The following is a 22913-nucleotide window of genomic DNA, read 5'->3' on the forward strand; positions in this document are numbered from 1 at the left end:
CCATCATCCACCAGCTGTCGGGGCGGTGCACCGAGGAACGGTCAGGCCGAGGGCGAGATTCAGCTCGAGGACGTTCACCCGCTGCTCCCCGAGGAACCCGAGTTGCCTTCCCTCGGTGTTCTCGTCGACCAGCTGCCGGACGCGGCTCTCGCTCAGGCCGTTCACCTGCGCGACCCTCGGCACCTGCAATGCGGCGTACGCGGGACTGATGTGCGGATCGATGCCGGAACCCGATCCGGTGACCGCGTCCGCCGGCACGGACTCGGGTTGCACGCCCTCGCGGGCGGCGATCGCGTTCCGGCGCTGGGTGACGAACGCCGCCAGGATCTCGCTGCTCGGTCCCTGGTTGGTGGGCAGCGCGGTGGCGGGGTCGCCCGGTGCGAACGGATCCTGTGCGGCGACCGACCCGGTCACCCGGTTGTGGAAGAACGGGTCCGGGTCCCCTGCCGGCACCTGCGGGTCGACACCGACCCACCGGCTCCCGACGACGCATCCGGTGGTGTCGCGGACCGGCGAACCCTCCGCCGCGCCTGCGCCGATCCGGCTCACCCCCCACACCGCGGCGGGATAGAGCACGCCGAGAACGGCGGTGAGTGCGAGCAGGACGAGGAGTCCGGCCCAGGTCTGCCGGAGCAGTCCGATGAGAAAACGCATGCGAAGTCACCCAATTCCGGGAATGAGACGGACGACGAGGTCGATGAGCCAGATACCGGCGAACGGTGTGATCACGCCGCCGAGGCCGTAGATCAGCAGGTTGCGGCCCAGCAGTGTCGACGCCGACGACGGCCGGTAGCGAACACCTTTCAGCGACAACGGGATCAGCGCCACGATCACGACGGCGTTGAAGATCACCGCCGAGAGGATGGCCGATTCCGGGGTGGCCAGACGCATGATGTTCAGCGTGTCCAGCTGCGGATAGATGACGCTGAACAACGCGGGGAGGATGGCGAAGTACTTGGCCAGGTCGTTGGCGAGGGAGAACGTGGTCAGCGCACCTCGGGTGATGAGCAGCTGCTTGCCGATCTCCACCACCTCGATGAGCTTGGTGGGATCGAAATCGAGATCCACCATGTTCCCGGCTTCCTTCGCCGCGGAAGTGCCGGTGTTCATCGCGACCCCGACGTCCGCCTGGGCCAGGGCCGGGGCGTCGTTGGTGCCGTCACCGGTCATCGCGACCAGCCGTCCGCCCTCCTGTTCCTTGCGGATCAGCGCGAGTTTGTCCTCGGGTGTCGCCTCCGCCATGAAGTCGTCGACACCGGCCTCGGCCGCGATCGCCTTGGCGGTGAGCGGATTGTCGCCGGTGATCATCACCGTGCGGATTCCCATCGCCCGCAGTTCCGCGAACCGCTCGGCGATGCCCGGCTTCACCACGTCCGACAGCGCGATCACGCCCAGCACCGTCGGCGCATCCGCGTGGATCGAAGCCACCACGAGGGGTGTTCCGCCGGCCTGCGCGATCTCGTTCACCGTGCCGGTGACCGCGGGCGAGGTGTGTCCGCCGAGCGAATGCACCCAGTTCAGCACCGCGTCGCTCGCGCCCTTGCGGATGCGGGTGCCGTCGAACTCGGCCCCATGTGAGTGGCGTCGTGTGCCGGGGCACGCTTTAGCACTCACGTGGGGGATGTCGAGCCCGCTCATCCGGGTCTGCGCGGTGAACGGAACGAACTCCGCTGCCCTCTCAGCCTCGGACGGCGCGGGGTCCAACCCGAAGTCCCGGGCGCACAGGTCCACGATGCTGCGCCCCTCGGGAGTGCCGTCCGCGAGGCTGGACAGCCGTGCCGCCGTTGCCAGCTCGCGCGCGGACACTCCCGGTGCGGGATGCAGGGCGGTGGCCTGCCGGTTGCCGAACGTGATGGTGCCCGTCTTGTCCATCAGCAGGGTGTCGATATCGCCGGCGGCCTCCACCGCCCGCCCCGACATCGCCAGGACGTTCCGTTGCACCAGCCGGTCCATCCCGGCGATCCCGATGGCCGACAGCAGGGCGCCGATCGTGGTGGGGATCAGGCACACCAGCAGCGCGATCAGTTTGATCGGGTCCTGTTCCTGCCCCGCGTACAGGCCCATCGGGCCGATCGCGACGACGGTCAGCAGGAAGACGATCGTCAGCGACGCCAGCAAGATGTTCAGCGCGATCTCATTCGGCGTCTTCTGCCGCGCCGCCCCCTCCACGAGGGCGATCATCCGGTCCACGAACGACTGCCCGGGGGCCGCGGTGACGCGGACGACGATCCGGTCGGACAGCACGGTCGTGCCGCCGGTGACGGCGCACCGGTCACCACCGGATTCGCGGACGACGGGCGCGGACTCGCCGGTGATCGCCGATTCGTCCACGGTGGCGATGCCCTCGACGACGTCGCCGTCGCCCGGGATCACCTCACCGGCGACGACGACCACGCGGTCGCCGACGACGAGGTCGGTGCCCGGCACCGATTCCAGAGCGCCGCTCGAGGTGATCCTGTGGGCGACCGTGTCCTGCTTCACCTTCCGCAGGCTCGCCGCCTGCGCCTTGCCCCGCCCCTCCGCGACCGACTCGGCGAGGTTCGCGAACAGCACGGTGAACCACAGCCACGCGGTGACCGCCCAGGAGAACACCGACGGGTCGGCGACGGCCATGACGGTGGTGACGACGGAACCGACGAACACCACGAACATCACCGGGTTGCGGGCGAGGTGCCGCGGGTCGAGTTTGCGCAGCGCGCCCGGCAACGCCGTCACCAGCTGGGCGGGACTGAAGATCCCGGCCTTCACGGGCGCCGGGCCGTGGCCGCCCTCGGGCGGCGTCGTCAGCTCGGTCGCCGGACGACTGGTCACGTTCACACTCACTGCAGAGCCTCCGCGATCGGTCCCAGCGCGAGGGCCGGGAAGAATGTCAACGCCGCGACGAGCACGACGGTGCCGGTGAGCAGCCCGGTGAACATCGGGCCCGCCGTCGGCAGGGTTCCGGCGCCCGCGGCCGTCTTCTTCTGCGACGCCAGGGATCCGGCGAGCGCGAGGATGAAGATGATCGGCAGGAACCGGCCGAACAGCATGCACACGCCGAGCGCGGTCTGGAACCAGTCGCTCGTGACCGTCAGCCCGCCGAACGCGCTGCCGTTGTTGTTCGACGCCGACGCGAACGCGTACAGCACCTCCGAGAATCCGTGGATCGATCCGGGACTGCCGGGGTCGCCGCTGTTGCCCTGGTAACCGGTGGTCGAGGACAGGATCACGGTGATGCCCGTTCCGATCAGGACCAGCGCGGGCATCACCAGCACCGACAGCGCGGCGAGGGTGATCTCCCGTTGCCGTAATTTCTTGCCCAGGTACTCGGGTGTGCGGCCGACGAGGAGTCCACCGACGAAGACGGCGATGAGGGCGAGGACGAGAATGCCGTAGAGCCCGGTGCCCACACCGCCGGGCGCGATCTCCCCGAGCAGCATGTTCAGCAACACGGCTCCGCCACCGAGCGGCGACAGGCTGTCGTGGGCGGAATTCACCGCGCCCGTGGACGTTCCCGTGGTACTCACGGCGAACAACGCGGTGCCCGGAATGCCGAAGCGGACTTCCTTGCCTTCCATCATCGCGCCTGCCGCGGTGGCTGCGACGCCGCGTCGTCCCGATTCGGCGGCAAGGGTGACGGCGAGCAGTGAACCCCACAGGATGCCCATCACAGCGAGCAGCGTCAGGCCCTGGCGGTGGCCGGACACCGCGCTCGCTCGGTCGTGAGGATCGCCGACCATGGTGCCGAACGTGCGGGTGAGGGACACCGGGATCAGCAGGATGGCGAGGATCTCGACGATGTTGCTGACCGGGGTGGGGTTTTCGAACGGGTGTGCCGAGTTGGCGGCGAGGATGCCGCCGCCGTTGGTGCCGAGTTCCTTGATCGCCTCCTGCGAGGCGACGGGCGCCAGGGCGTTGGTGACGGCATTGCCGTCCAGGCCGGTGGATTCGAATCCCGTGTGGAACGACTGGATCACGCCCTGGCTCAACAGAATCAACGCGATGACGAAGGAGAACGGCAGCAGAATCCGCAGGCTGCCGCGGGTGAGGTCCACCCAGAAGTTGCCGATCTCACCGCCGCGGGCCACGCGGACGAACCCGCGGATCAGCGCGACCGCGACGGCCATGCCGACCGCCGCGGACACGAAGTTCTGCACGGCGAGTCCGACCGGCTGGGTCAGGTTGCTCATCGTGGTCTCGGGGGCGTAGGACTGCCAGTTGGTGTTGGTCACGAACGACACGGCCGTGTTGAACGCGACCGCGGGGCTGACCCCGGACAGGTCGCCGGACAGCGGAAGCACACCCTGAATGCGTTGCAGGACATACAGGAAGAGCACGCCGGCCATCGAGAAGCCCAGCACGCTGCCCGCGTAGCCGTACCAGGTCTGCTCCGCGTGGGGGTTGATGCGGCACAGGCGGTACAGCACGGATTCGACCCGCAGGTGGCGGCGCGAGTCGTAGACGCGGGCCATGTAGTCGCCCACCGGCACGTACAACACCGCGAGGACCGCGATCACGAACGCGATCTGCAGGCCGGCCGCGAGGGCGGGCGTCATCAGAACCGCTCCGGGTCGATGAGCGCGACCAGCAGATACACGACGAGCGCCGCCGCGATCGCGACGAGGGCGACGGCGAGTATTCCGGCGCCGGTCATTTCACGCGTCCGGTCTGCAGGGCACGGAGAACGAGCGCGCAACAGGCGAACCCGCCGAGGACGAGCGCTACGTAGGCCACGTCGGCCATGTGAGGATCCCTCTTCGTACAGATCCTGCGGTTCAGCGCAGGCATGACACCCCACGGTTGCGGGGTGTCATGCCAGCATCGCGCCGGATCCGGGCGACAGCGGCTTCGCTGACGAAGCGCTTACGGGACGTCCAGGGCTCTTGACGCTTTCCTTACGCGGTCCGGGTCAGCCGCGACACGGAGGCGGGCACGGGTGTGCCGGTCGCCACCCACGGCGCCGGGACGGGAGCACCGGCCACCGACCGCACGGGGACGACCCCGGCCCACGCACTGCTCGCTTCGGCGGGTTCGCCCGGCGGTGCGTCCCGCACCTTGACGGTCCACTGCCCCGGCGTGATCGGGAGGGCGAGGGCCAGCGTCGCGGCGAGTTCCTTGCGACGGTGTCCCCGGACCTCGCTGCTGCGACCGGGGATCAGCACGTCCGACAGCGCGTCGAGGGCGCCGGCGGATTCGTCCGCGTCCAGCGTCACGAGGTTGCCGCGGACCACCGCGGAACGGTAGTTGGCGGACGAGTCGAACAGCGTGTCCGCGACGACGATTCCGTCGAGCATCGCGACGCACAACACCGCGGGGGCGCCTGCCGCGACCTGCCGCAGCGCGCCGGCCCCGGTGGAACCGTGCAGCAGGATCCGGTCGCCGTCGCGGGCGTAGAGCATCGGCACGGCCCAGGGCAGGCCGTCGACGACGGTGGCGAGGGTGCCCATCGGCGCGGCGTCGAGGACGGCGTCGAGTTGCGCACGTTCGGTTCGGGCACGGTCCGGGTATCTCCTGATCTTGTCCACGAGACAATCCTCACCCGCATGTGGTTCAGCTTCCAGATCCACAATTGAAAATATCGGCAGACCAGTATTGTGGGTTCATGCCCCGGATCAGCCCCGAAATGCACCTGACGTTGCGGCTCCCCGACACCGACGCACCGCTTCGGCACCGCATCGCGGAGTCGATCCTCGACGAGATCCGGGGCGGCCGTCTGCGGCCCGGCGATCCGCTGCCCTCCACGCGGGCGCTCGCCGGCCACCTGACGGTCGCGCGGGCGTCGGTGGTCGACGCGTACGACGAACTCTGCTCGTCCGGATACGCGAACGCCCGCGCCGGTTCCGGCACCCGGATCGCACCGGGCGCCGACGTGGCGGCCCGCGCGCACGTCGCCTCGCACGCAATCACGCACAGGTCGGAGCGGGCGTCGCAGGCCGCGCCCGCGACACGCGAGGCGCGGTGGGACCTCACCCCGGGCCACCCCGACCCCGGCCTGATCTCGACCACCGACTGGCGCCGGGCGTGGCGGTCGGCCGCGGCCGCCACGGTGACGTCCGACGTTCCCGGCCCCGACGGGCACCCGGAGTTGCGGCGCGCCCTCGCGGGGCATCTACGCCGCGCCCGGGGCATCGCGGCGCGGCCCGACGAACTCGTGATCGTTCCGGGAGTGGGCTCCGCGCTCCGGACTCTTTTCGCCGCGGCCGGGCTGAGCGGCCGCGACGTGGTGTTCGAGGAGCCCGGCTACACCCGGGCCCGCCTGGTCCTCGAGGCCGCGGGCGCGCGGGCGCGCTGCGTGCCCGTGGACGACGACGGCCTCGATCCCGCACTGCTGCGCGGCACCGACGCGGCGGCCTACTGCACGCCGGCCCACCAGTATCCGATGGGCGCCCGGATGCCGGTGGGCCGCAGGGCCCGGCTCGTCGCCGACGCCGCGGCGTCCGGAACGCTGATCATCGAGGACGACTACGACGGCGAGTTCCGCTACGACGTGTCGGCGTTGCCCGCCCTGCGCAGCATCGACCGCGGGTCCGACTGCGTGGCGTACGTGGGCACCGCGTCGAAGATCCTCACTCCCGCGGTCCGGGTGGCGTGGGTGATCGCCCCTCCGGCGCTGCGGCCAGGGATCGTCCGGGCGCTGAACACGACCGGCGAGGCCTGCTGTGCGATCACGGCCCTCGCGCTGGCGCATGTCATCGACTCGGGTGCGTTGTCGCGGCACCTCGCCCGCGCCTCCCGCACGTACGCGGCCCGCCGGTCGGCGTTCGTCGCCGCACTGCAGCAGCAGTTGTCCGCTGTGGGCACGGACGGCGTCGGGGTCGCCGGCATCGAGGCCGGTCTCCATGTCGTCCTGACACTGCCGCGCTCGGTCGACGACGTCTCCCTCTCGGCGGAACTGCAAGACCACGGGGTGACGGTGCCGAGCCTCGCCGACTATCGCACCACCGACGCCGGTCCGCGCGGGCTGGTCTGTGGGTATGCACGCCTGCCGGAATCGCAGGCTCGCGGGGCCGCCGAGGCGATCGGAAGGGTAGTCCGCAGGCACCTCCGCTGATACTGTTCGTTCGAACGAACAGTCACGGGGAGGGGCGAGATGAGCACGGGACAACTGGGCAGCGAACAGCGGCGCGACGAGGACGGCGACCGGTCACCCGGACTCGTCGAACAGGTGAAAGCCCTGGCCTCCGGCGACACCACGTCGGTCGCGGCCACCCGCGCCGCCCTCGATCGCATCGACGCCGGCCAGCCGACGCTCAACGCGTTCAAGGTGGTCCGCCGGAACAAGGCCCTGGCCGAGGCCGCCGAGGCCGACCGCCGGATCGCCGCCGGTGAACGCCTCCCGCTCCTCGGAGTCCCGATCGCCGTCAAGGACGACGTCGACGTGGCCGGGGAGCCCACCGCGTTCGGCTGCCCGGGCGACTTCCCGCCCGCGGCGCGCGACTCCGAGATGGTGCGGCGACTGCGCGCGGCCGGTGCCGTCGTCGTCGGCAAGACGAACAGTCCCGAACTGGGGCAGTGGCCGCTCACCGGTGGACCCGCCTTCGGTCACACCCGCAATCCATGGAACGGCGACCACACCCCGGGCGGGTCGTCCGGGGGCGCCGCGGCGGCCGTGTCCGCCGGCCTCGTGTCCGCCGCGATCGGTTCCGACGGCGCCGGTTCCATCCGCATCCCCGCCGCGTGGACCAACCTCGTCGGAATCAAACCGCAACGCGGCCGCATCTCCACCTGGCCTGCCGCCGAGGCGTTCTACGGTCTCACCGTCAACGGACCGCTGGCCCGGACGGTCGCCGACGCGGCCCTGCTCCTCGACGTCGCGGCGGGACCGCACGAGGGCGACCTCCACACACCGCCGCCGGTCACCGTCAGCGACGCCGTCGGCCGCGACCCCGGTCCGCTGCGCATCGCGCTGTCCCTGCGGATCCCGTTCACCGCCACCCCCACGACGCTGCACCCCGAGGTGCGCCGGGGCGTCGCGCGGATCGCCGAGGCACTGCGCAGGCTCGGGCACCGCGTCGTGGTGGACGACCCCGACTACGGGATCATGTTCGGTCTCGGCTTCCTCCCCCGGTCGATGGTCGGCATCGACGACTGGATGCGGAAGGTCCCCAACCCGTCCCTCGTCGACCCCCGCACGAAGGGCAACGCCCGGACCGGGCGGCTGTTGCGCGGGGCCCCGCTCCGGGCCGCCCGGGCGGCCGAGCCGAGAATGCGGCGACGCGTCGGCGCGATCTTCGACGAGTACGACCTCGTCCTCGCCCCCACCACCGCCACTCCCCCGCCGAGGGTCGAAGAGATCGACGGCATCGGTTCGTGGGCCACGGACAAGGTGATCACCGCGGTCTGCCCGTACGCGTGGCCGTGGAACGTGCTGGGCTGGCCGAGCGTGAGCGTCCCGGCCGGGTTCACGTCCGGAAACCTGCCGATCGGCGCCCAGCTGATGGGGCACGACAACGCGGAGCCGCTCCTGGTTTCCGTTGCGGCCCAGCTCGAGTCGGTGCTCCGGTGGGACCTGGAACGTCCCGGGAAGTGGTGGTGACCGTGGCTTCGACGGACGTCCGTGACCGCATCCTCGCGGCGGCGCTGCACATCGTCGGCACGGAAGGCATTCCCGGCGTGACCAATCGGCGGATCGCGGCGCAGGCCGGGGTGTCCCTCGGCTCCATCACGTACCACTTCCCCACACAGACGGACCTGCTGCGCGCCGCGCTGTCGGGGTTCGTGACGGAGGAGACGCAGCGGCTGTCGGAGCTGGCGGAGGGGTACCGCGACAAGGGGCTCAGCTTCGAGGACGTCGCCGCACTGACCGAGAAGGTCGCGAAGGATCTGGCGTTCTCCGCGGAGCGGATCGCCCCGTTCGAGCTGTACATCCAGGCGGGTCGCGATCACGAACTCCGTCAGGCCGCCGCCGAATGTTTCGCCGCGTACGACGAATTGACGGTGACGATTCTCACCGCCCTCGGCGTCCCCGATGCGGAGTCCGTCGCCCCCACGGTCGTGGCGACCATCGCCGGCCTGCAACTGCGCAGACTCGCCACCGGAAGCGACGGGGAACACGACTTCGCGGCGTCGGTGCTGCTTCTCCTGCGGGCCGCCGGCCCCGTGAGTGGTTAACGAGTCCCTGGACTCGTTAACCACTCACGGGCGGCGGAGCCGCCTAGAACCCCAGCCTGCCGAGCTGTTTCGGGTCGCGCTGCCAGTCCTTGGCGACCTTCACGTGCAGTTCGAGGAAGATCTTGGTGCCGAGCAGTTTCTCGATCTGCAGCCGCGCCTTGGTCCCCACCTCGCGGAGGCGGGCGCCGCCCTTGCCGATCACGATGCCCTTCTGCGATGGCCGCTCGACGTACAGCAGCGCGTGCACGTCGAGCAGTTCGCCCTGCTTCTCGGTGCGCCCCTCGCGGGGGATGATCTCCTCGATGACCACGGCCAGGGAGTGCGGCAGTTCGTCGCCGAGCCCCTCGAGAGCGGCCTCGCGAATCAGTTCGGCCATCAGCGTCTCTTCGGGTTCGTCGGTGAGTTCGCCGTCCGGGTAGAATGCCGGCCCCTCCTCCATCTTCGATGCGAGGACGTCGACCAGCACCTCCACCTGCTCACCGGACGCGGCGGACACCGGCACGACGTCCGTCTCCGGCCCGAGGAGCGTGGAGACGGCGAGCAGCTGCTGCCCGACCATGTCCTTGCTGACCTTGTCGATCTTCGTGACGATGCCGACGAGCGTGGTCTTCGGCGCGATCTGCCGGACCTGCTGCACGATCCACCGGTCCCCGGGGCCGATCTTCTCGTCCGCCGGGATGCACAGGCAGATCACGTCGACCTCGGAGTAGGTGTCGCGCACGAGGTCGTTGAGGCGCTGGCCGAGGAGGGTCCGGGGACGGTGCAACCCCGGGGTGTCGACGAGGATCAGCTGCGCGTGGTCGCGGTGCACGATGCCGCGGATGGTGTGCCGGGTGGTCTGCGGCCGCGAGGACGTGATCGCGATCTTGCTGCCCACCAGCGCGTTGGTCAACGTGGACTTGCCCGTGTTGGGCCGTCCGACGAAACAGACGAATCCGGAACGGAATTCGGATTTACTCATGTTGCTCCTCGATCACGGATCCATCGGTTCGCGCGAAGACGACGGCCGCCTGCGCACTGACTTCGTGTAGCGCGGCGATGCCCGGGTCGTCCGGATTCCCGCCGATCACGGCTGCCGCCTCGAAACCCTCGGCACCACTCGACACCGCCGCCGCGACGGCCGCCTGCAGCGCGGTCAGCGACAGCGCCGTCAACGCGACCGCGCCGGCAGAGTAGGTGCGGCCGTCGAGATCGCGGACGGCAGCGCCCTGACCACTTCCGGTGCGGCCGAACGCTCCTCGCGCGAGCACGATCAGTTTCGCGTCCTCGGCGTCCAGTTCAGTCATCGTCGCCCTCCCGTTCACGGCCGCCACCGTCGTCCTCGTCGATCGGTGCGCGTTGCACGAAGACCGTGCTGATCCGCACCCGCCCGCGCACGTCGGGCGAACCCTCACCGCGGAGGACGAGACCATGCGAGACGACCTCCGATCCCGGGAGCGGCACCCTGCCGAGTTCGTATCCGATGAGCCCACCGACCGTTTCGACCTCGTCGTTCTCCACCTCGATGCCGAACAGTTCACCGAGATCCTCGATCGGCAGCCGCGCGGACACCCGGTACATGCCGTCGCCGAGGTCCTCGACCGGCGGGGTCTCGTCCTGGTCGTACTCGTCGGCGATCTCCCCGACGATCTCCTCGATGACGTCCTCGATGGTGACCAGGCCTGCGATGCCGCCGTATTCGTCGACCAGCACGGCCATGTGGTTGCGGTCGCGCTGCATCTCGGCGAGCAGGCTGTCGAGCGGTTTGGAATCGGGCACGAAGACGGCGGGCCGCATCACGTCGCCGACGAGGACACTGCGTCCGCCGTCGCGGGAGTGGTACGTCTGCTGCACGAGGTCCTTGAGGTAGACCACCCCGAGGACGTCGTCGACGTTCTCCCCGATCACGGGGATCCGCGAATGTCCGCTGCGGACGGCCAGCGACGTCGCCTGCCCGGCGCTCTTGTCGCTTTCGATCCACACCATCTCGGTGCGCGGCACCATCACCTCGCGGGCGGAGGTGTCGCCGAGTTCGAAGACGGACTGGATCATCCGGCGTTCCTCGTCGGCCACCACGCCCCGTTCCTGCGCCATGTCGACGAGTTCGCGCAGTTCGATCTCGGAGGCGAAGGGGCCGTTGCGGAATCCCTTGCCCGGGGTGATCGCGTTGCCGATCAGGATGAGCAAGCGGCTGATCGGACCGAGCAGGGTTCCGATGACCTGCAGCGGGAACGACGTGATCAGCGCGATCGTGTAGGCGTGCTGGCGACCGAGCGTCCGCGGGCCGACCCCGATCACCACGTAGTCGACGAGCACCATGATGACGGCGGTGAACGTGAGCGCCCACACGGGTTCGAGGAGATCGGACAGGCCTCCGACGAGCACCACCGTCGCCGTGATCTCACACAGGATGCGCAGCAGCACCATCAGATTCACGTACCGGGGACGATCCGAGAGGATGCGGAGCACCCGGGTGGCGCCGGGGCGATCCTCCTTCGCCATCTCCTCGATGCGCGCGGACGAGATCGTGTTGAGTGCGGAATCGACGGCGGCGAAGACACCACCGAGAGGGACGAGGACGATCGCGAGGACGATCAGCGCAATGGCGCTACTCACAGAAGACCCTTCACGTGGCGGTTACTGATCCGGGGCGTCGAAGAAGCCGGCCTTGCCGAGCAGCTTCTGGTCCCGGGCAGCGAGCGCGGCGTCGCGTTCGGCCCGGCGCAGATCCTCGTACCAGTCGTCGAGCAACTGGTTCTGCAGGCCGAACATCTCCTTCTCCTCCTCCGGTTCGGCGTGGTCGTAGCCGAGGAGGTGCAGCACACCGTGCACGGTGAGCAGAGCGAGTTCGTGGGCCAGCGGATGACCGGCCTTGTCGGCCTGGTCCGCGGCGAACGACGGGCACAGCACGATGTCGCCGAGCATCGACGGTCCCGGCTCGGGTGAATCCGGGCGGCCGCCCGGCTCGAGCTCGTCCATCGGGAACGACATCACGTCGGTGGGACCGGGCAGGTCCATCCACCGCATGTGGAGGTCGGCCATGGTGGCCGAGTCCACGAGGACCATCGACAACTCGGCCGCGGGGTGCACGTCCATCCTCGCGATCACGAAGCGGGCAACGCTGATCAGCTCCTCTTCGGAGACGTCCATGCCCGATTCGTTCGAGACTTCGATGCTCATGTGTGTCGCTTTCTCCTGGTTCCGGCGACACTCACCCTACCGTCGTGGAGAACGCGAGTGCGCCGCTCTCCGCTGTGCGCGGTTCCCGAGCTCGACCTTGCCGTCCTGGTCCGCCTCGAAACGCTCGTACGCGTCGACGATGTCGGACACCAGCCGGTGCCGGACCACGTCGCTGCTGTTGAGTTCGGCGAAGTAGATGTCGTCGATGTCACCGAGGATCTCGGTGGCCGCGCGGAGCCCGGACCGGGCGCCGCCCGGAAGGTCCACCTGCGTGACGTCGCCGGTGACGACGACCTTGGAACCGAAGCCCAGCCGGGTGAGGAACATCTTCATCTGCTCGGCGGTGGTGTTCTGCGCCTCGTCGAGGATGATGAATGCGTCGTTGAGCGTGCGGCCGCGCATATAGGCGAGCGGCGCCACCTCGATGACACCCGACTGCATCAGCTTCGGGATGGCCTCGGGGTCCATCATGTCGTGCAGGGCGTCGTGCAGCGGCCGCAGGTACGGATCGATCTTCTCGTGCAGCGTGCCGGGCAGGAACCCGAGCCGCTCCCCCGCCTCGACCGCGGGGCGGGTGAGGATGATCCGCGACACCTGCTTGGTCTGCAGGGCCTGCACCGCCTTCGCCATGGCGAGGTACGTCTTGCCGGTGCCCGCGGGCCCGATGCCGAACACGATGGTGTTGGCGTCGATCGCGTCGACGTACCGCTTCTGGTTCAGCGTCTTCGGCCGGATCGTCTTGCCGCGACGCGACAGGATGTCGAGGGTGAGGACCTCGGCGGGCGATTCGCTCAGGCCCTGCGTGAGCATGCCGACCGTGCGGCGCACCGCGTCGGGGGTCAGCGGCTGCCCGCGACCGACGATGGCGCCCAGTTCGGCGATGACCCGCTCGGCGAGCGCGACGTCGCCGGGCCGTCCCGTCAACGTGACGGCGTTGCCGCGTACATGGATGTCTGCGTCCAGGACCCGTTCGAGAGCGCGCAGATTCTCGTCGGAAGAACCGAGGAGAGGCGGGACCGTTTCGGGTGGGAGATCGATACTCGAACGCACGGTGCGTTCCGCCGGACGCGTGGCGCCGAACGTCTCGCCGTTCTGGTCTTGTTCGCTCACGTGAGGGATATGGCCTTCTTCCCGGTTCCTGGTCGGTCACGACGGACGTCGCGATGAACGAAGTCTATCGCTCGCAGGTCACAGCGCCCACCCGATTACGCGACGCCGTCACCGATGCGGGACGTCCGGATTCTCGCGCAGCCACCGCCGCGCCTCGTCTTCCCGGCGGCCCGGCCGACGGACTCGCGCCGGGCATCGGTTCGGTGGTCGTGGCCCTCGTCCCGCCCGGACGCACGGTCACACCCGAATCCGGTGACCGCAGCTCAGAACTCGCCTCCGGACAGTAGGGCGTCCCGCGAGATCTTCCAGCATTCGGTCTCGGGATTCAGGAACGCGTAGTGGTCTTCTCCCTCGACGATGTGCAGCGCGACCGGATCGCCTGCCGCCCGCGCCGCCTCGCCATACCGGACGCTCACCTTCGCGGGGACCTGTGCGTCCTCCGTGCCGTGGATGCACACCACCGGCACCCCGGTGGGGATGCGGTGCAGCGGGGATGCGGCGCGGTACCGCTCCGGGTCCTCGTCGAACGGCACCCCGAGGAGATCCTCGATGTATCCGATCCGCCTGCCGCGTTCCCCCGCGGAGGCGAGGTCGAGGGCGCCGGCCTGCGACACGACCTTCTCCGGCCGGACCGCCGTCTGCCGCTGACCGGCCAGCCACACCGCGAGTTGCCCGCCCGCCGAGTGACCCACGACCCGGACCTTCGACAGGTCGAACGGGACGGGCGACCGCTCGGCGACCGGACCGGCGATCGCGTCGAGCGCGGCGAGAACGTCGGCGGACATCTCGTCCCACCGGCCGCCCGCACCGAGCCTGCGGTATTCGATGTTCCAGACCGCGACACCGTGACGCGCCAGGTCGACCGCGAAACTCGTGCCCAGGTTCAGGTGGTATTTCCCGCTCCAGAAACCGCCGTGGACGACCATCACCACCGGCACCGGGGTCGACACCGGTTCCTCGGGCGGATAGAAGTGCCCGAACTGCTGCGGTTCGGTTCCGTAGGCGATGCGAATGCGGTCCACGGACAGTCAGGCTAGCGGGGCCGCGCCCCAGCGGTCGGTGAGGACGCCGATGGCGCCCAGCGCGACGGCCGCCGCGGTCGAGGTCCGCAGGACGTGCGGACCGAGCAGCACGGGCACGGCGCCCGCCTCGGTCAGAGCGGTGATCTCCTCCTCGGAGATGCCGCCCTCGGGACCGACGACGAGCACGATCTCGGCGGCCGCACGCAGCGGAAGCTCGGCGAGGCCCTGCGCCGCCGCCTCGTGCAGCACGGCGACGACTCCGCCCCGGCCGACCACTTCGCGGACGACGGCGAGCATTCCCGCGGTGCGGTGCAGTTCCGACACCTCGGGCACGATCGCCCGCCGGGACTGTTTGGCGGCGGCGAGAGCGGCGCTACGCCAGCGAGCGACACCCTTCGCGACCTTCGGGCCCTCCCACCGCGCCACGCACCGCGACGACTGCCAGGGCACGATCGCGTCGGCCCCCGCCTCGGTGGCCAGTTCGACCGCCAGCTCGGACCGCTCCGCCTTCGGAAGCGCCTGCACCACGGTCACACTCGGCGACGGCGCCGTCACCTGACGCCGTTCGTGGACGGTGAGTTCGAGCCGGTCCTTCCCGGCCGCCGTCACCTCGGTGTCGGCGAGACCACCCCGGCCGTCGGCCAGCACGATCCGCTCCCCGACACCGATCCGGCGCACCGTCGCGGCATGCCTGCCCTCGGGGCCGTCCAGGACGGCGGTGCTCCCCACCTCGGGCAGCGGGTCGAGGAAGAAGACCGTCGCCGCCACGGTCAGCGACCGCTGAACGCTTCACGCAGGCGCGAGAACAATCCGCCGCTGTGCTGGGACTGAGTGGAGACGACCTCGGCGACGTCGCGGTCGCGCAGGTCCTTGAGTTCGCGGAGAATCTTCGTCTCCTTGTGGTCGAGGCGCGACGGCACCACGACCTCGAGGTGCGCGTGCACGTCGCCGCGGATACCGGACCGCAACTTCGGCATGCCGTGCCCGCGCAGGACCGTCACCGACCCCGGCTGGGTGCCCGGCTCGATGGTGATCTCCTTGGGACCGTCGATGATCGTGTCGATCGTCACGGTCGTGCCGAGGGCGGCGTCGATCATCGGAACCCGGATCGTGCAGTGCAGGTCTTCGCCGTCGCGCACGAATACCTCGTGCGCCTGCTCGACCACCTCGACATACAGGTCGCCTGCGGGTCCGCCGCCCGGGCCGACCTCGCCCTGCGCGGCGAGCCGGATCCGCATGCCGCCCGCCACGCCGGCGGGCACCTTCACCGTGATGTCGCGGCGGGCGCGCACCCGGCCGTCGCCGCCGCACTTGTGGCACGGGTCGGGAATCGTCTCGCCCGCACCGCGGCAGGTGGGACAGGGCCGGGACGTCATGACCTGACCGAGGAACGAACGCTGCACGGACTGGACCTCGCCCGCGCCGCCACACGTCTCACAGCGCACCGGCGTGGAATCGCCGTTGGTGCCCGAACCGGTGCAGCTGTCGCACAGGATCGCCGTCTCGACGGTGACGTGCTTGCTGACGCCGGTCGCGCACTCCGCCAACGTCAACTTGGTGCGCAGCAGTGAATCGGCGCCCGGCTGGACGCGGCCGCGCGGCCCGCGGCCCGCACCGCCTCCGCCGCCGAAGAACGCTTCGAACACGTCGCCGAGGCCACCACCGAAACCGCCGCCGAAGCCGGCACCGCCTCCGCCGCCGCCCGAGGACAGGGGGTCGCCGCCGAGATCGACGATGCGGCGCTTCTCCGGGTCCGACAGCACCTCGTAGGCCGTCGAGATGTCCCGGAACCGGGCCTGCGCCGCCTCGTCGGGGTTCACGTCGGGATGCAGTTCCCTCGCAAGCTTGCGGTACGCGCGCTTGAGCTCCTGATCGGTCGCCTTCTGATCGACGCCGAGCGTTGCGTAGTAATCCCGTGCCACGTTGAGTCTCTCGTCCTTCTCTACTTCGTTATCTCGCCACTGGTCCGTGCGCGCTGTCCACGCGCGGCGCTGTCGCCGGGCCGGCCGTCACCGCTCGGCGAGCACCTGGCCGATGTATCTCGCAACGGCTGCCACCGACGCGATTGTTCCCGGATAGTCCATCCGGGTGGGTCCGAGCACGCCCATTCCGCCGAGCACGGTGCCCGCCGCACCGTAGCCGGTCGAGATGACGGAGGTGCCGCGCATCTGCTCCACCTGGGTCTCCTCGCCGATCCGCACCGTCACCGTGCCCGCGTCCTGGGTGGCGGCCAGCAGCTTGAGCACCACCACCTGCTCCTCGAGCGCCTCGAGGACCGCGCGCAGCGAACCGGGGAATCCGCTGATTCCCGTGAAATCGGCCGCGTTGCGGGTCAGGTTCGCGGTGCCGCCGAGGACCAGCCGCTCCTCGGGATGCTCGACGAGCGTTTCCACCAGCACGGTGGCCGACCGGATCACGGCGTCGCGCAGATCTTCGGGGGCCTCGTCGGCCAGCTCCGACACGGCGATGGACGCCGCCGCGAGCCGTTTGCCGTCGAGGGCGCCGCCGAGCAGTCCGCGCAGCCGCGCCAGGTCCTCGTCGTCGAGGACGTCGCCGAGTTCGACGATCCGCTGATCCACTCGGCCCGAATCGGTGATGAGCACCAGCAGCAGCCGGGCGGGGGTCAGCGCGACCACCTCGAGGTGGCGGACGGACGACGCCGAGAGTGTGGGATATTGCACAACCGCGACCTGGCGTGTGAGTTGCGCGAGCAGGCGCACACCGCGCCGGAGGACGTCGTCCAGGTCGACCCCGGACTCGAGGAAATCGAGGATCGCGCGGCGCTCCGCCGTCGACAGCGGCTTCACGTCGGCGATGCGGTCGACGAACTGCCGGTACCCCTTGTCGGTCGGGACACGGCCGGAACTCGTGTGCGGCTGGGCGATATAGCCCTCGCTCTCGAGGAACGCCATGTCGTTGCGCACCGTCGCACTGGAAACACCCAGATTGTGCCGCTCGACCAGCGCCTTCGATCCCACCGGCTCCTGGGTCGAGACGTAGTCGGCGACGATGGCGCGGAGAACCTCGAACCGTCTGTCGTCCGTACTCGACATCGCCGTCCACCTCCAGTTCTCGATCGTCACGAGCAGCGACGTCACCGAACCTTCGTTCGGGTCGGCCGTCACATCCCCTGAGCTACGCGCAGATGCACGTGCGTCTCGGCTCGGTCCAGTCTAATCGTCGCGTCGCCGATACCGGTTCAGGCCTTAGTGTGGTGAGCGGAGACGAGTAGAGGCAACCACCACGGGCGGATGACGAGGCGATGATTTTCAAAGGTGTCATGGACGGCAAGCCGTACCCGGACCACGGGTTGTCGCTGCGCGACTGGTCCAAGATCCCGCCGCGGCAGGTGCGGCTCGACGAGATCGTCACCACGACCAAGGTTCTCGAACTCGACCGGCTGCTGTCGGAGGACTCGACGTTCTACGGCGACCTGTTCCCGCACGCGGTGCAGTGGCACGGGGTGCTCTACCTCGAGGACGGATTGCACCGGGCGGTGCGCTCGGCGCTGCGGAACCGCGTCGTGCTGCACGCCCGCGTGTTCGACTACGACGAGATGCCCGGCATCGTCACGGCCTGAGACGGCCGCTGCACGTCAGCGCAGGACCGTCCGGACCACGGCGTCGGCGAGGAGCCGTCCGCGGTCGGTCAGCACCAGGTGCTCCCCGGCACGCACCAGCAGTCCGTCGGCGACCACCCTCTCGGCCGCGCGCCGCTCGGCGTCGTCCAGTTCGGCCACGGGAAGTCCCGTGCGCAGCCGCGCCGTCAGCATCACCCGCTCGACGTGGACGTCCTCCTCCGTCAACTGCTCGCTGCCCCCGACCGGCAGGCTTCCCGCCGCCAGCTGGTCCGCGTAGCGCGCCGGGTGCTTGACGTTCCACCAGCGCACACCGCCGACGTGGCTGTGCGCGCCCGGCCCGGCGCCCCACCAGTCGCCGCCGTCCCAATAGCCCAGGTTGTGTCGGCAGGCCGCGTCCTCGCGCGCCCAGTTCGACACCTCGTACCAGGTCAGGCCCGCCTCGGCGAGCCGGGCGTCGATCCGCTCGTACCGCGACGCGAGCACGTCGTCGTCGGGTGCGGGCAGTTCCCCGCGGCGCACCTTCCGCGCCAGGGCGGTGCCGTCCTCGACGATCAGCGCGTACGCGGACACGTGGTCCACGCCCGCGGAGAGCACCGCGTCCAGCGACAGGTCGAGGTCCTCGTCGCGCTCCCCCGGCGTCCCATAGATGAGGTCGAGATTGACGTGCCCGAACCCGGCCGCCCGCGCCTCCAGCGCCGCCGCCACCGCCCGTCCCGGCGTGTGGGTGCGATCGAGGACCTTCAGCACGTGCTGCGCCGCCGACTGCATGCCCAGCGAGATCCGCGTGAATCCGCCCGCGAGCAACCGTTCGAAGAACTCCGGCGACGTGGACTCCGGATTCGACTCGGTGGTCACCTCGGCGCCGTCCGCGAGCCCGAAACTCGAGCGGACCGCACCGAGGACGTCCGCCAGGCCGTCACCGCCGAGCAGGGACGGCGTGCCGCCGCCGACGAAGACCGTGTCGACGGCCGGGGCGCCCGTCATCTGCGCCGCCAGGTCGAGTTCGCGGCGCAACCCCTCCATCCACGACTGCGGCGACGCCGACGTCCCCAGCTCACCGGCCGTGTACGTGTTGAAATCGCAGTATCCGCAGCGTGTGGCACAGAAAGGCACGTGCACGTAGATCCCGAACGGGCGGCTCCCCACACCGCCCAGGGCGCTCTCGGGCAGCGCGAATGCCGCCGCCTCGTCGCGACCGACCGTGGAAGTACTCGTTCCGTTCACGGTTCCAGTCTCCCAGGCTTCTCGACCCGCGGTCCCCACCCGACTGTCCGCAGGCCCTCGTCGTGATATTTCCCGCAAAAATGGTGGAAATCGGTGCCCGGCTCTGCGTGAGCGATCTGACGTGGCACAATGGTCGACATGACCGGACCCGGAGTGCGACTTGTGGCGCGTCGTCACGTCGATCTCAAGCGTGTCTGCAGCTGTTGTTGTCTGCCCTGTCTCGCGCAGTAATTCAGCCTGTCAGCCCGTTCATCTTTCTTCTCGACTTCCGGCCGGATTCGAATGCCCGAGCGAGGATCAGCCCTCCTCCTCGGCCTCAGCCGGTGCATCGTGAGATTCAGGAGTGCTCCATGACGTCGACCACCGACGCCTCCCCCGCTGCCGCCCAGGCAGCACCCGCGCGCACGCGCACGGCGAAGCCGGCCCGGCGACGTGCCGAAGGCCAGTGGGCCCTCGGCTACCGCGAGCCCCTCAATGCCAACGAGCAGGCCAAGAAGGACGACAACCCCCTCAACGTCCGGGCCCGCATCGAGAACATCTACTCGAAGCAGGGCTTCGACAGCATCGACAAGGGCGACCTGCGTGGCCGCATGCGCTGGTGGGGTCTCTACACCCAGCGCGAGCAGGGCTACGACGGCACGTTCACCGGTGACGAGAACATCGACCTGCTCGAAGCCAGGTACTTCATGATGCGGGTCCGCTGCGACGCCGGCGCCCTGAACGTCGAGCAGTTGCGCACCATCGCCGGGATCTCCACCGAGTTCGCCCGCGACACCGCCGACCTCTCGGACCGCGAGAACGTCCAGTACCACTGGATCGAGGTCGAGAACGTCCCGGAGATCTGGAAGCGTCTCGAGGGCGTCGGCCTCAAGACCACGGAGGCGTGCGGCGACTGCCCCCGCGTCGTCCTCGGTTCACCGCTGGCAGGCGAGTCGCTGTCCGAGGTCCTCGACCCGACTCCCGCGATCGACGAGATCGTCCGCCGCTACATCGGCAAGCCCGAGTACTCCAACCTGCCGCGCAAGTTCAAGACCGCGATCTCCGGCCAGCAGGACGTGGTGCACGAGATCAACGACGTCGCGTTCGTCGGTGTCAACCACCCCGAGCACGGTCCCGGCCTCGACCTGTGGGTCGGCGGCGGCCTGTCCACCAACCCGATGCTCGCGCAGCGCGTCGGCGTCTGGGTGCCGCTCGACGAGGTTCCCGACGTGTGGGAAGCCGTCGTGTCGATCTTCCGCGACTACGGCTACCGCCGGCTGCGGAACAAGGCGCGCCTGAAGTTCCTGGTGAAGGACTGGGGCATCGAGCGGTTCCGCGAGGTCCTCGAGACCGAGTACCTGAAGCGCAAGCTCATCGACGGCCCCGCGCCGGAGAAGCCCACCCGGCCGATCGACCACGTAGGTGTGCAGAAGACCCGCAACGGCCTCAACGCCGTCGGTGTCGCCCCCATCGCGGGTCGCGTGTCGGGCACGATCCTGGCCAAGGTCGCGGACGCCGCCGAGCGCGCGGGCAGCGACAAGATCCGTTTCACGCCGTACCAGAAGCTGATCATCCTCGACGTCGCCGACGACAAGCTCGAGCAGCTGATCGCCGACCTGGACGAGGTGGGTCTGCCCGCACGTCCGTCGCACTGGCGCAAGAACCTGATGGCGTGCTCGGGCATCGAGTTCTGCAAGTTGTCGTTCGCGGAGACGCGGAAGCGCTCGCAGGTGCTCGTCCCGGAACTCGAGCAGCGGCTCGCCGACATCAACGCGCAGCTCGACGTGCCGATCACGATCAACATCAACGGCTGCCCCAACTCCTGCGCCCGCTCGCAGGTCGCGGACATCGGGTTCAAGGGAATGCTCGTCGACGACGGCGAAGGCAACCAGGTGGAGGGCTTCCAGGTTCACCTCGGCGGCAGCCTCGGATTCGATTCGGCGTTCGGCCGGAAGCTTCGCCAGCACAAGGTCACCAGCGCCGAACTCGGTGACTACATCGATCGCGTCGTCCGGCACTTCGTGAAGCACCGCAACGAGGGTGAACGCTTCGCGGAATGGGTCGTGCGCGCAGACGAAGGAGACTTGCGTTGAATCTCGCGACAGCCACACAGGACGACCTTCGGCTCCTTGCCGCGCAGGGGGCGGCAAGTCTGGAAGGCGCCTCCGCGCGGGAATTGCTGCAGTGGACCGAGGACACGTTCGGCAGCGACTACATCGTCGCGTCGAATATGCAGGACGGCGTCCTCGTTCACCTCGCCGCCCAGGTTCATCCCGGCGTGGACGTGCTGTTCCTCGACACCGCCTACCACTTTGCGGAGACCATCGGCACCCGTGACGCCGTCGAGCAGGTGTACGGCGTCAACGTGATCAACGCGCGCGCCGAGGCGAGTGTCGCCGAACAGGACGCGGCGGAGGGCAAGGATCTGTTCGCCCGCGAACCCAACCGGTGCTGCGCACTGCGGAAGGTCGCCCCGCTGAAGAAGACGCTCGCCGGCTACAAGGCGTGGGTCACCGGCATCCGCCGGGTCGAGGCCCCCACCCGCGCCAACGCCCCCCTGATCTCGTTCGACGACGCGTTCGGTCTGGTGAAGATCAATCCGATCGCCGCGTGGTCCGACGAAGACATGCAGTCCTACATCGACGAGCACTCGATTCTGGTGAATCCTCTCGTCGACGAGGGCTATCCGTCCATCGGGTGCGCTCCGTGCACCAGCAAGCCAGCCCCCGGCAGCGATCCGCGCAGCGGTCGCTGGGCCGGTCAGGCCAAGACAGAATGCGGGTTGCACGCCTCATGACCATCGACATCTCCACTTCCCTCGCAGAAGCCGCCGCCCGGCCGCAGTTGGACGGGACGCAGTTCGACACGCTCGATGCGCTGGAGTCGGAAGCGATCCACATCTTCCGTGAGGTCGCGGGCGAGTTCGAACGCCCCGTGATCCTGTTCTCCGGCGGCAAGGACTCCACGGTGCTACTGCACCTGGCGATCAAGGCGTTCTGGCCCGCGCCGCTGCCGTTCGCGCTGCTGCACGTCGACACGGGCCACAACCTGCAGGAAGTCCTCGACTTCCGCGATCACGTCGTCGCCAAGTACAACCTGCGCCTGCACGTGGCGAAGGTCGAGGACTACCTGGCCGACGGCCGGCTCACCGAGCGTCCCGACGGGATCCGGAACCCGCTGCAGACGGTTCCCCTGCTCGACGCGATCTCCGAGAACCGTTTCGACGCGGTCTTCGGTGGCGCTCGCCGCGACGAGGAGCGGGCCCGGGCCAAGGAACGCATCTTCTCGCTGCGCAACAGCTTCGGCCAGTGGGATCCGAAGAAGCAGCGCCCCGAACTGTGGAACCTGTACAACGGCAAGCACTCCCCCGGTGAGCAGGTCCGCGTCTTCCCGCTCAGCAACTTCACCGAACTCGACATCTGGCGGTACATCGCCCGCGACAACGTCGAACTGGCCAGCATCTACTACGCGCATCAGCGCGAGGTGTACCAGCGCGACGGCATGTGGATGACGCCCGGCGTGTGGGGCGGACCGTCCGAGGGTGAGGACCTGAAGACGCTGTCGGTGCGGTACCGCACCGTCGGCGACGGGTCGACCACCGGCGCAGTTCTTTCCGAGGCGGGCGACAACGAGGCGATCCTCGCCGAGGTCGCGGCGTCCCGGCTGACCGAGCGCGGCGCAACCCGCGGCGACGACCGAGTTTCCGAAGCGGCCATGGAAGACCGCAAGCGAGAGGGCTATTTCTGATC

At 69.4% G+C, this 22913-nt stretch carries 24 protein-coding genes; 9 read left to right on the plus strand and 15 right to left on the minus strand.

The annotated features are described in order from the left end of the window. Nucleotides 1-3 precede the first annotated feature (3 nt). From P3H15_RS17785 to P3H15_RS17805, 5 genes are all read right to left on the minus strand, one after another. Complete coding sequence (locus P3H15_RS17785) at nucleotides 4-654, minus strand: potassium-transporting ATPase subunit C (protein ID WP_276138458.1); 651 nt, start codon at nucleotides 652-654, stop codon at nucleotides 4-6. Nucleotides 655-660: 6 nt separating this feature from the next. Beyond that, complete coding sequence (kdpB, locus tag P3H15_RS17790; RefSeq protein ID WP_276138459.1) at nucleotides 661-2823, minus strand: potassium-transporting ATPase subunit KdpB; 2163 nt, start codon at nucleotides 2821-2823, stop codon at nucleotides 661-663. Further along, the gene (gene kdpA, locus P3H15_RS17795) at nucleotides 2820-4535 is read right to left on the minus strand and encodes a potassium-transporting ATPase subunit KdpA (RefSeq protein WP_276138460.1); all 1716 of its coding nucleotides are present in this window, start codon (nucleotides 4533-4535) and stop codon (nucleotides 2820-2822) included. Before kdpA ends, kdpB begins: the two co-directional genes overlap by 4 nt. Next, nucleotides 4535-4633, minus strand: coding sequence for a K(+)-transporting ATPase subunit F (gene kdpF, locus P3H15_RS17800; RefSeq protein ID WP_072946639.1), 99 nt, complete (start codon nucleotides 4631-4633; stop codon nucleotides 4535-4537). Before kdpF ends, kdpA begins: the two co-directional genes overlap by 1 nt. 241 nt (nucleotides 4634-4874) lie before the next feature. Continuing rightward, complete coding sequence (locus P3H15_RS17805; protein ID WP_276138461.1) at nucleotides 4875-5504, minus strand: pyridoxamine 5'-phosphate oxidase family protein; 630 nt, start codon at nucleotides 5502-5504, stop codon at nucleotides 4875-4877. Between the two features lie 77 nt (nucleotides 5505-5581). Here P3H15_RS17805 and P3H15_RS17810 point away from each other — a divergent pair, with 77 nt between their 5' ends. The 3 genes from P3H15_RS17810 to P3H15_RS17820 are packed head-to-tail and all read left to right on the plus strand — an operon-like array spanning nucleotide 5582 to nucleotide 9090. Then, the gene (locus tag P3H15_RS17810; protein ID WP_276138462.1) at nucleotides 5582-7030 is read left to right on the plus strand and encodes a PLP-dependent aminotransferase family protein; all 1449 of its coding nucleotides are present in this window, start codon (nucleotides 5582-5584) and stop codon (nucleotides 7028-7030) included. Nucleotides 7031-7069: 39 nt separating this feature from the next. Then, nucleotides 7070-8515 carry an amidase gene (locus P3H15_RS17815; RefSeq protein WP_276138463.1) on the plus strand — a complete coding sequence of 482 codons (1446 nt, stop codon included), beginning with the start codon at nucleotides 7070-7072 and terminating at the stop codon, nucleotides 8513-8515. A 2-nt stretch (nucleotides 8516-8517) separates the two neighbouring features. Further along, a complete protein-coding gene (locus P3H15_RS17820; protein WP_276138464.1) occupies nucleotides 8518-9090 on the plus strand; it encodes a TetR/AcrR family transcriptional regulator in 573 nt (190 codons plus the stop codon). A gap of 43 nt (nucleotides 9091-9133) precedes the next feature. On the opposite strand, the gene era is transcribed toward P3H15_RS17820, so the two are convergent. The 5 genes from era to P3H15_RS17845 are packed head-to-tail and all read right to left on the minus strand — an operon-like array spanning nucleotide 9134 to nucleotide 13359. Beyond that, entirely contained in the window at nucleotides 9134-10051 is a 918-nt protein-coding gene (gene era, locus P3H15_RS17825; RefSeq protein ID WP_276138465.1) for a GTPase Era, read from the minus strand. Further along, nucleotides 10044-10376, minus strand: coding sequence for a cytidine deaminase (locus P3H15_RS17830; RefSeq protein WP_276138466.1), 333 nt, complete (start codon nucleotides 10374-10376; stop codon nucleotides 10044-10046). Before P3H15_RS17830 ends, era begins: the two co-directional genes overlap by 8 nt. After that, a complete protein-coding gene (locus P3H15_RS17835) occupies nucleotides 10369-11685 on the minus strand; it encodes a hemolysin family protein (protein WP_276138467.1) in 1317 nt (438 codons plus the stop codon). Before P3H15_RS17835 ends, P3H15_RS17830 begins: the two co-directional genes overlap by 8 nt. Before the next feature lie 21 nt (nucleotides 11686-11706). After that, nucleotides 11707-12249 (minus strand): rRNA maturation RNase YbeY, encoded by a 543-nt coding sequence (gene ybeY, locus P3H15_RS17840; protein WP_072946632.1) that lies wholly within the window; start codon nucleotides 12247-12249, stop codon nucleotides 11707-11709. 36 nt (nucleotides 12250-12285) lie between these two features. Beyond that, the gene (locus tag P3H15_RS17845) at nucleotides 12286-13359 is read right to left on the minus strand and encodes a PhoH family protein (RefSeq protein ID WP_276138468.1); all 1074 of its coding nucleotides are present in this window, start codon (nucleotides 13357-13359) and stop codon (nucleotides 12286-12288) included. Nucleotides 13360-13412: 53 nt separating this feature from the next. On the opposite strand from P3H15_RS17845, the gene P3H15_RS17850 reads away from it, so the two are divergent. Then, nucleotides 13413-13646, plus strand: coding sequence for a hypothetical protein (locus P3H15_RS17850; RefSeq protein ID WP_276138469.1), 234 nt, complete (start codon nucleotides 13413-13415; stop codon nucleotides 13644-13646). Here P3H15_RS17850 and P3H15_RS17855 read toward each other — a convergent pair. The 4 genes from P3H15_RS17855 to hrcA all read right to left on the minus strand — a co-directional run bounded on the left by P3H15_RS17855 (nucleotide 13623) and on the right by hrcA (nucleotide 17434). Beyond that, on the minus strand, nucleotides 13623-14381 hold the full coding sequence (locus P3H15_RS17855; protein WP_276138470.1) for a S9 family peptidase: 759 nt from the start codon (nucleotides 14379-14381) through the stop codon (nucleotides 13623-13625). The two genes, P3H15_RS17850 and P3H15_RS17855, sit on opposite strands and share 24 nt — an antisense overlap. Nucleotides 14382-14387: 6 nt before the next feature. Continuing rightward, nucleotides 14388-15149 (minus strand): 16S rRNA (uracil(1498)-N(3))-methyltransferase, encoded by a 762-nt coding sequence (locus tag P3H15_RS17860; RefSeq protein WP_276138471.1) that lies wholly within the window; start codon nucleotides 15147-15149, stop codon nucleotides 14388-14390. Nucleotides 15150-15151: 2 nt separating this feature from the next. Then, nucleotides 15152-16303, minus strand: coding sequence for a molecular chaperone DnaJ (gene dnaJ, locus P3H15_RS17865; protein WP_072946628.1), 1152 nt, complete (start codon nucleotides 16301-16303; stop codon nucleotides 15152-15154). An 87-nt stretch (nucleotides 16304-16390) separates the two neighbouring features. Then, nucleotides 16391-17434: a heat-inducible transcriptional repressor HrcA gene (gene hrcA / locus P3H15_RS17870; protein ID WP_072946667.1), complete on the minus strand. Its 1044-nt coding sequence runs from the start codon at nucleotides 17432-17434 to the stop codon at nucleotides 16391-16393. A 209-nt stretch (nucleotides 17435-17643) separates the two neighbouring features. Here hrcA and P3H15_RS17875 point away from each other — a divergent pair, with 209 nt between their 5' ends. Then, the gene (locus tag P3H15_RS17875; RefSeq protein WP_005261240.1) at nucleotides 17644-17961 is read left to right on the plus strand and encodes a type II toxin-antitoxin system VapB family antitoxin; all 318 of its coding nucleotides are present in this window, start codon (nucleotides 17644-17646) and stop codon (nucleotides 17959-17961) included. Between the two features lie 15 nt (nucleotides 17962-17976). Here P3H15_RS17875 and hemW read toward each other — a convergent pair whose 3' ends face one another. Next, entirely contained in the window at nucleotides 17977-19185 is a 1209-nt protein-coding gene (hemW, locus tag P3H15_RS17880; protein WP_276138472.1) for a radical SAM family heme chaperone HemW, read from the minus strand. A gap of 138 nt (nucleotides 19186-19323) precedes the next feature. Between hemW and P3H15_RS55760 the strand changes: the two genes are divergently transcribed. The 4 genes from P3H15_RS55760 to cysD all read left to right on the plus strand — a co-directional run bounded on the left by P3H15_RS55760 (nucleotide 19324) and on the right by cysD (nucleotide 22911). Continuing rightward, a complete protein-coding gene (locus P3H15_RS55760) occupies nucleotides 19324-19416 on the plus strand; it encodes an Ms4527A family Cys-rich leader peptide (RefSeq protein ID WP_369426193.1) in 93 nt (30 codons plus the stop codon). 119 nt (nucleotides 19417-19535) lie between these two features. Further along, the gene (locus P3H15_RS17885) at nucleotides 19536-21257 is read left to right on the plus strand and encodes a nitrite/sulfite reductase (protein WP_276138473.1); all 1722 of its coding nucleotides are present in this window, start codon (nucleotides 19536-19538) and stop codon (nucleotides 21255-21257) included. After that, entirely contained in the window at nucleotides 21221-21961 is a 741-nt protein-coding gene (locus tag P3H15_RS17890; RefSeq protein ID WP_276138474.1) for a phosphoadenylyl-sulfate reductase, read from the plus strand. The genes P3H15_RS17885 and P3H15_RS17890 overlap by 37 nt, the downstream gene beginning before the upstream one ends. Then, nucleotides 21958-22911 (plus strand): sulfate adenylyltransferase subunit CysD, encoded by a 954-nt coding sequence (gene cysD / locus P3H15_RS17895; RefSeq protein WP_276138475.1) that lies wholly within the window; start codon nucleotides 21958-21960, stop codon nucleotides 22909-22911. Before P3H15_RS17890 ends, cysD begins: the two co-directional genes overlap by 4 nt. The last annotated feature ends 2 nt before the right edge of the window (nucleotides 22912-22913 follow it).

Source organism: Rhodococcus sp. T2V (assembly GCF_029269925.1).
Lineage (GTDB): Bacteria > Actinomycetota > Actinomycetes > Mycobacteriales > Mycobacteriaceae > Rhodococcus_F > Rhodococcus_F koreensis.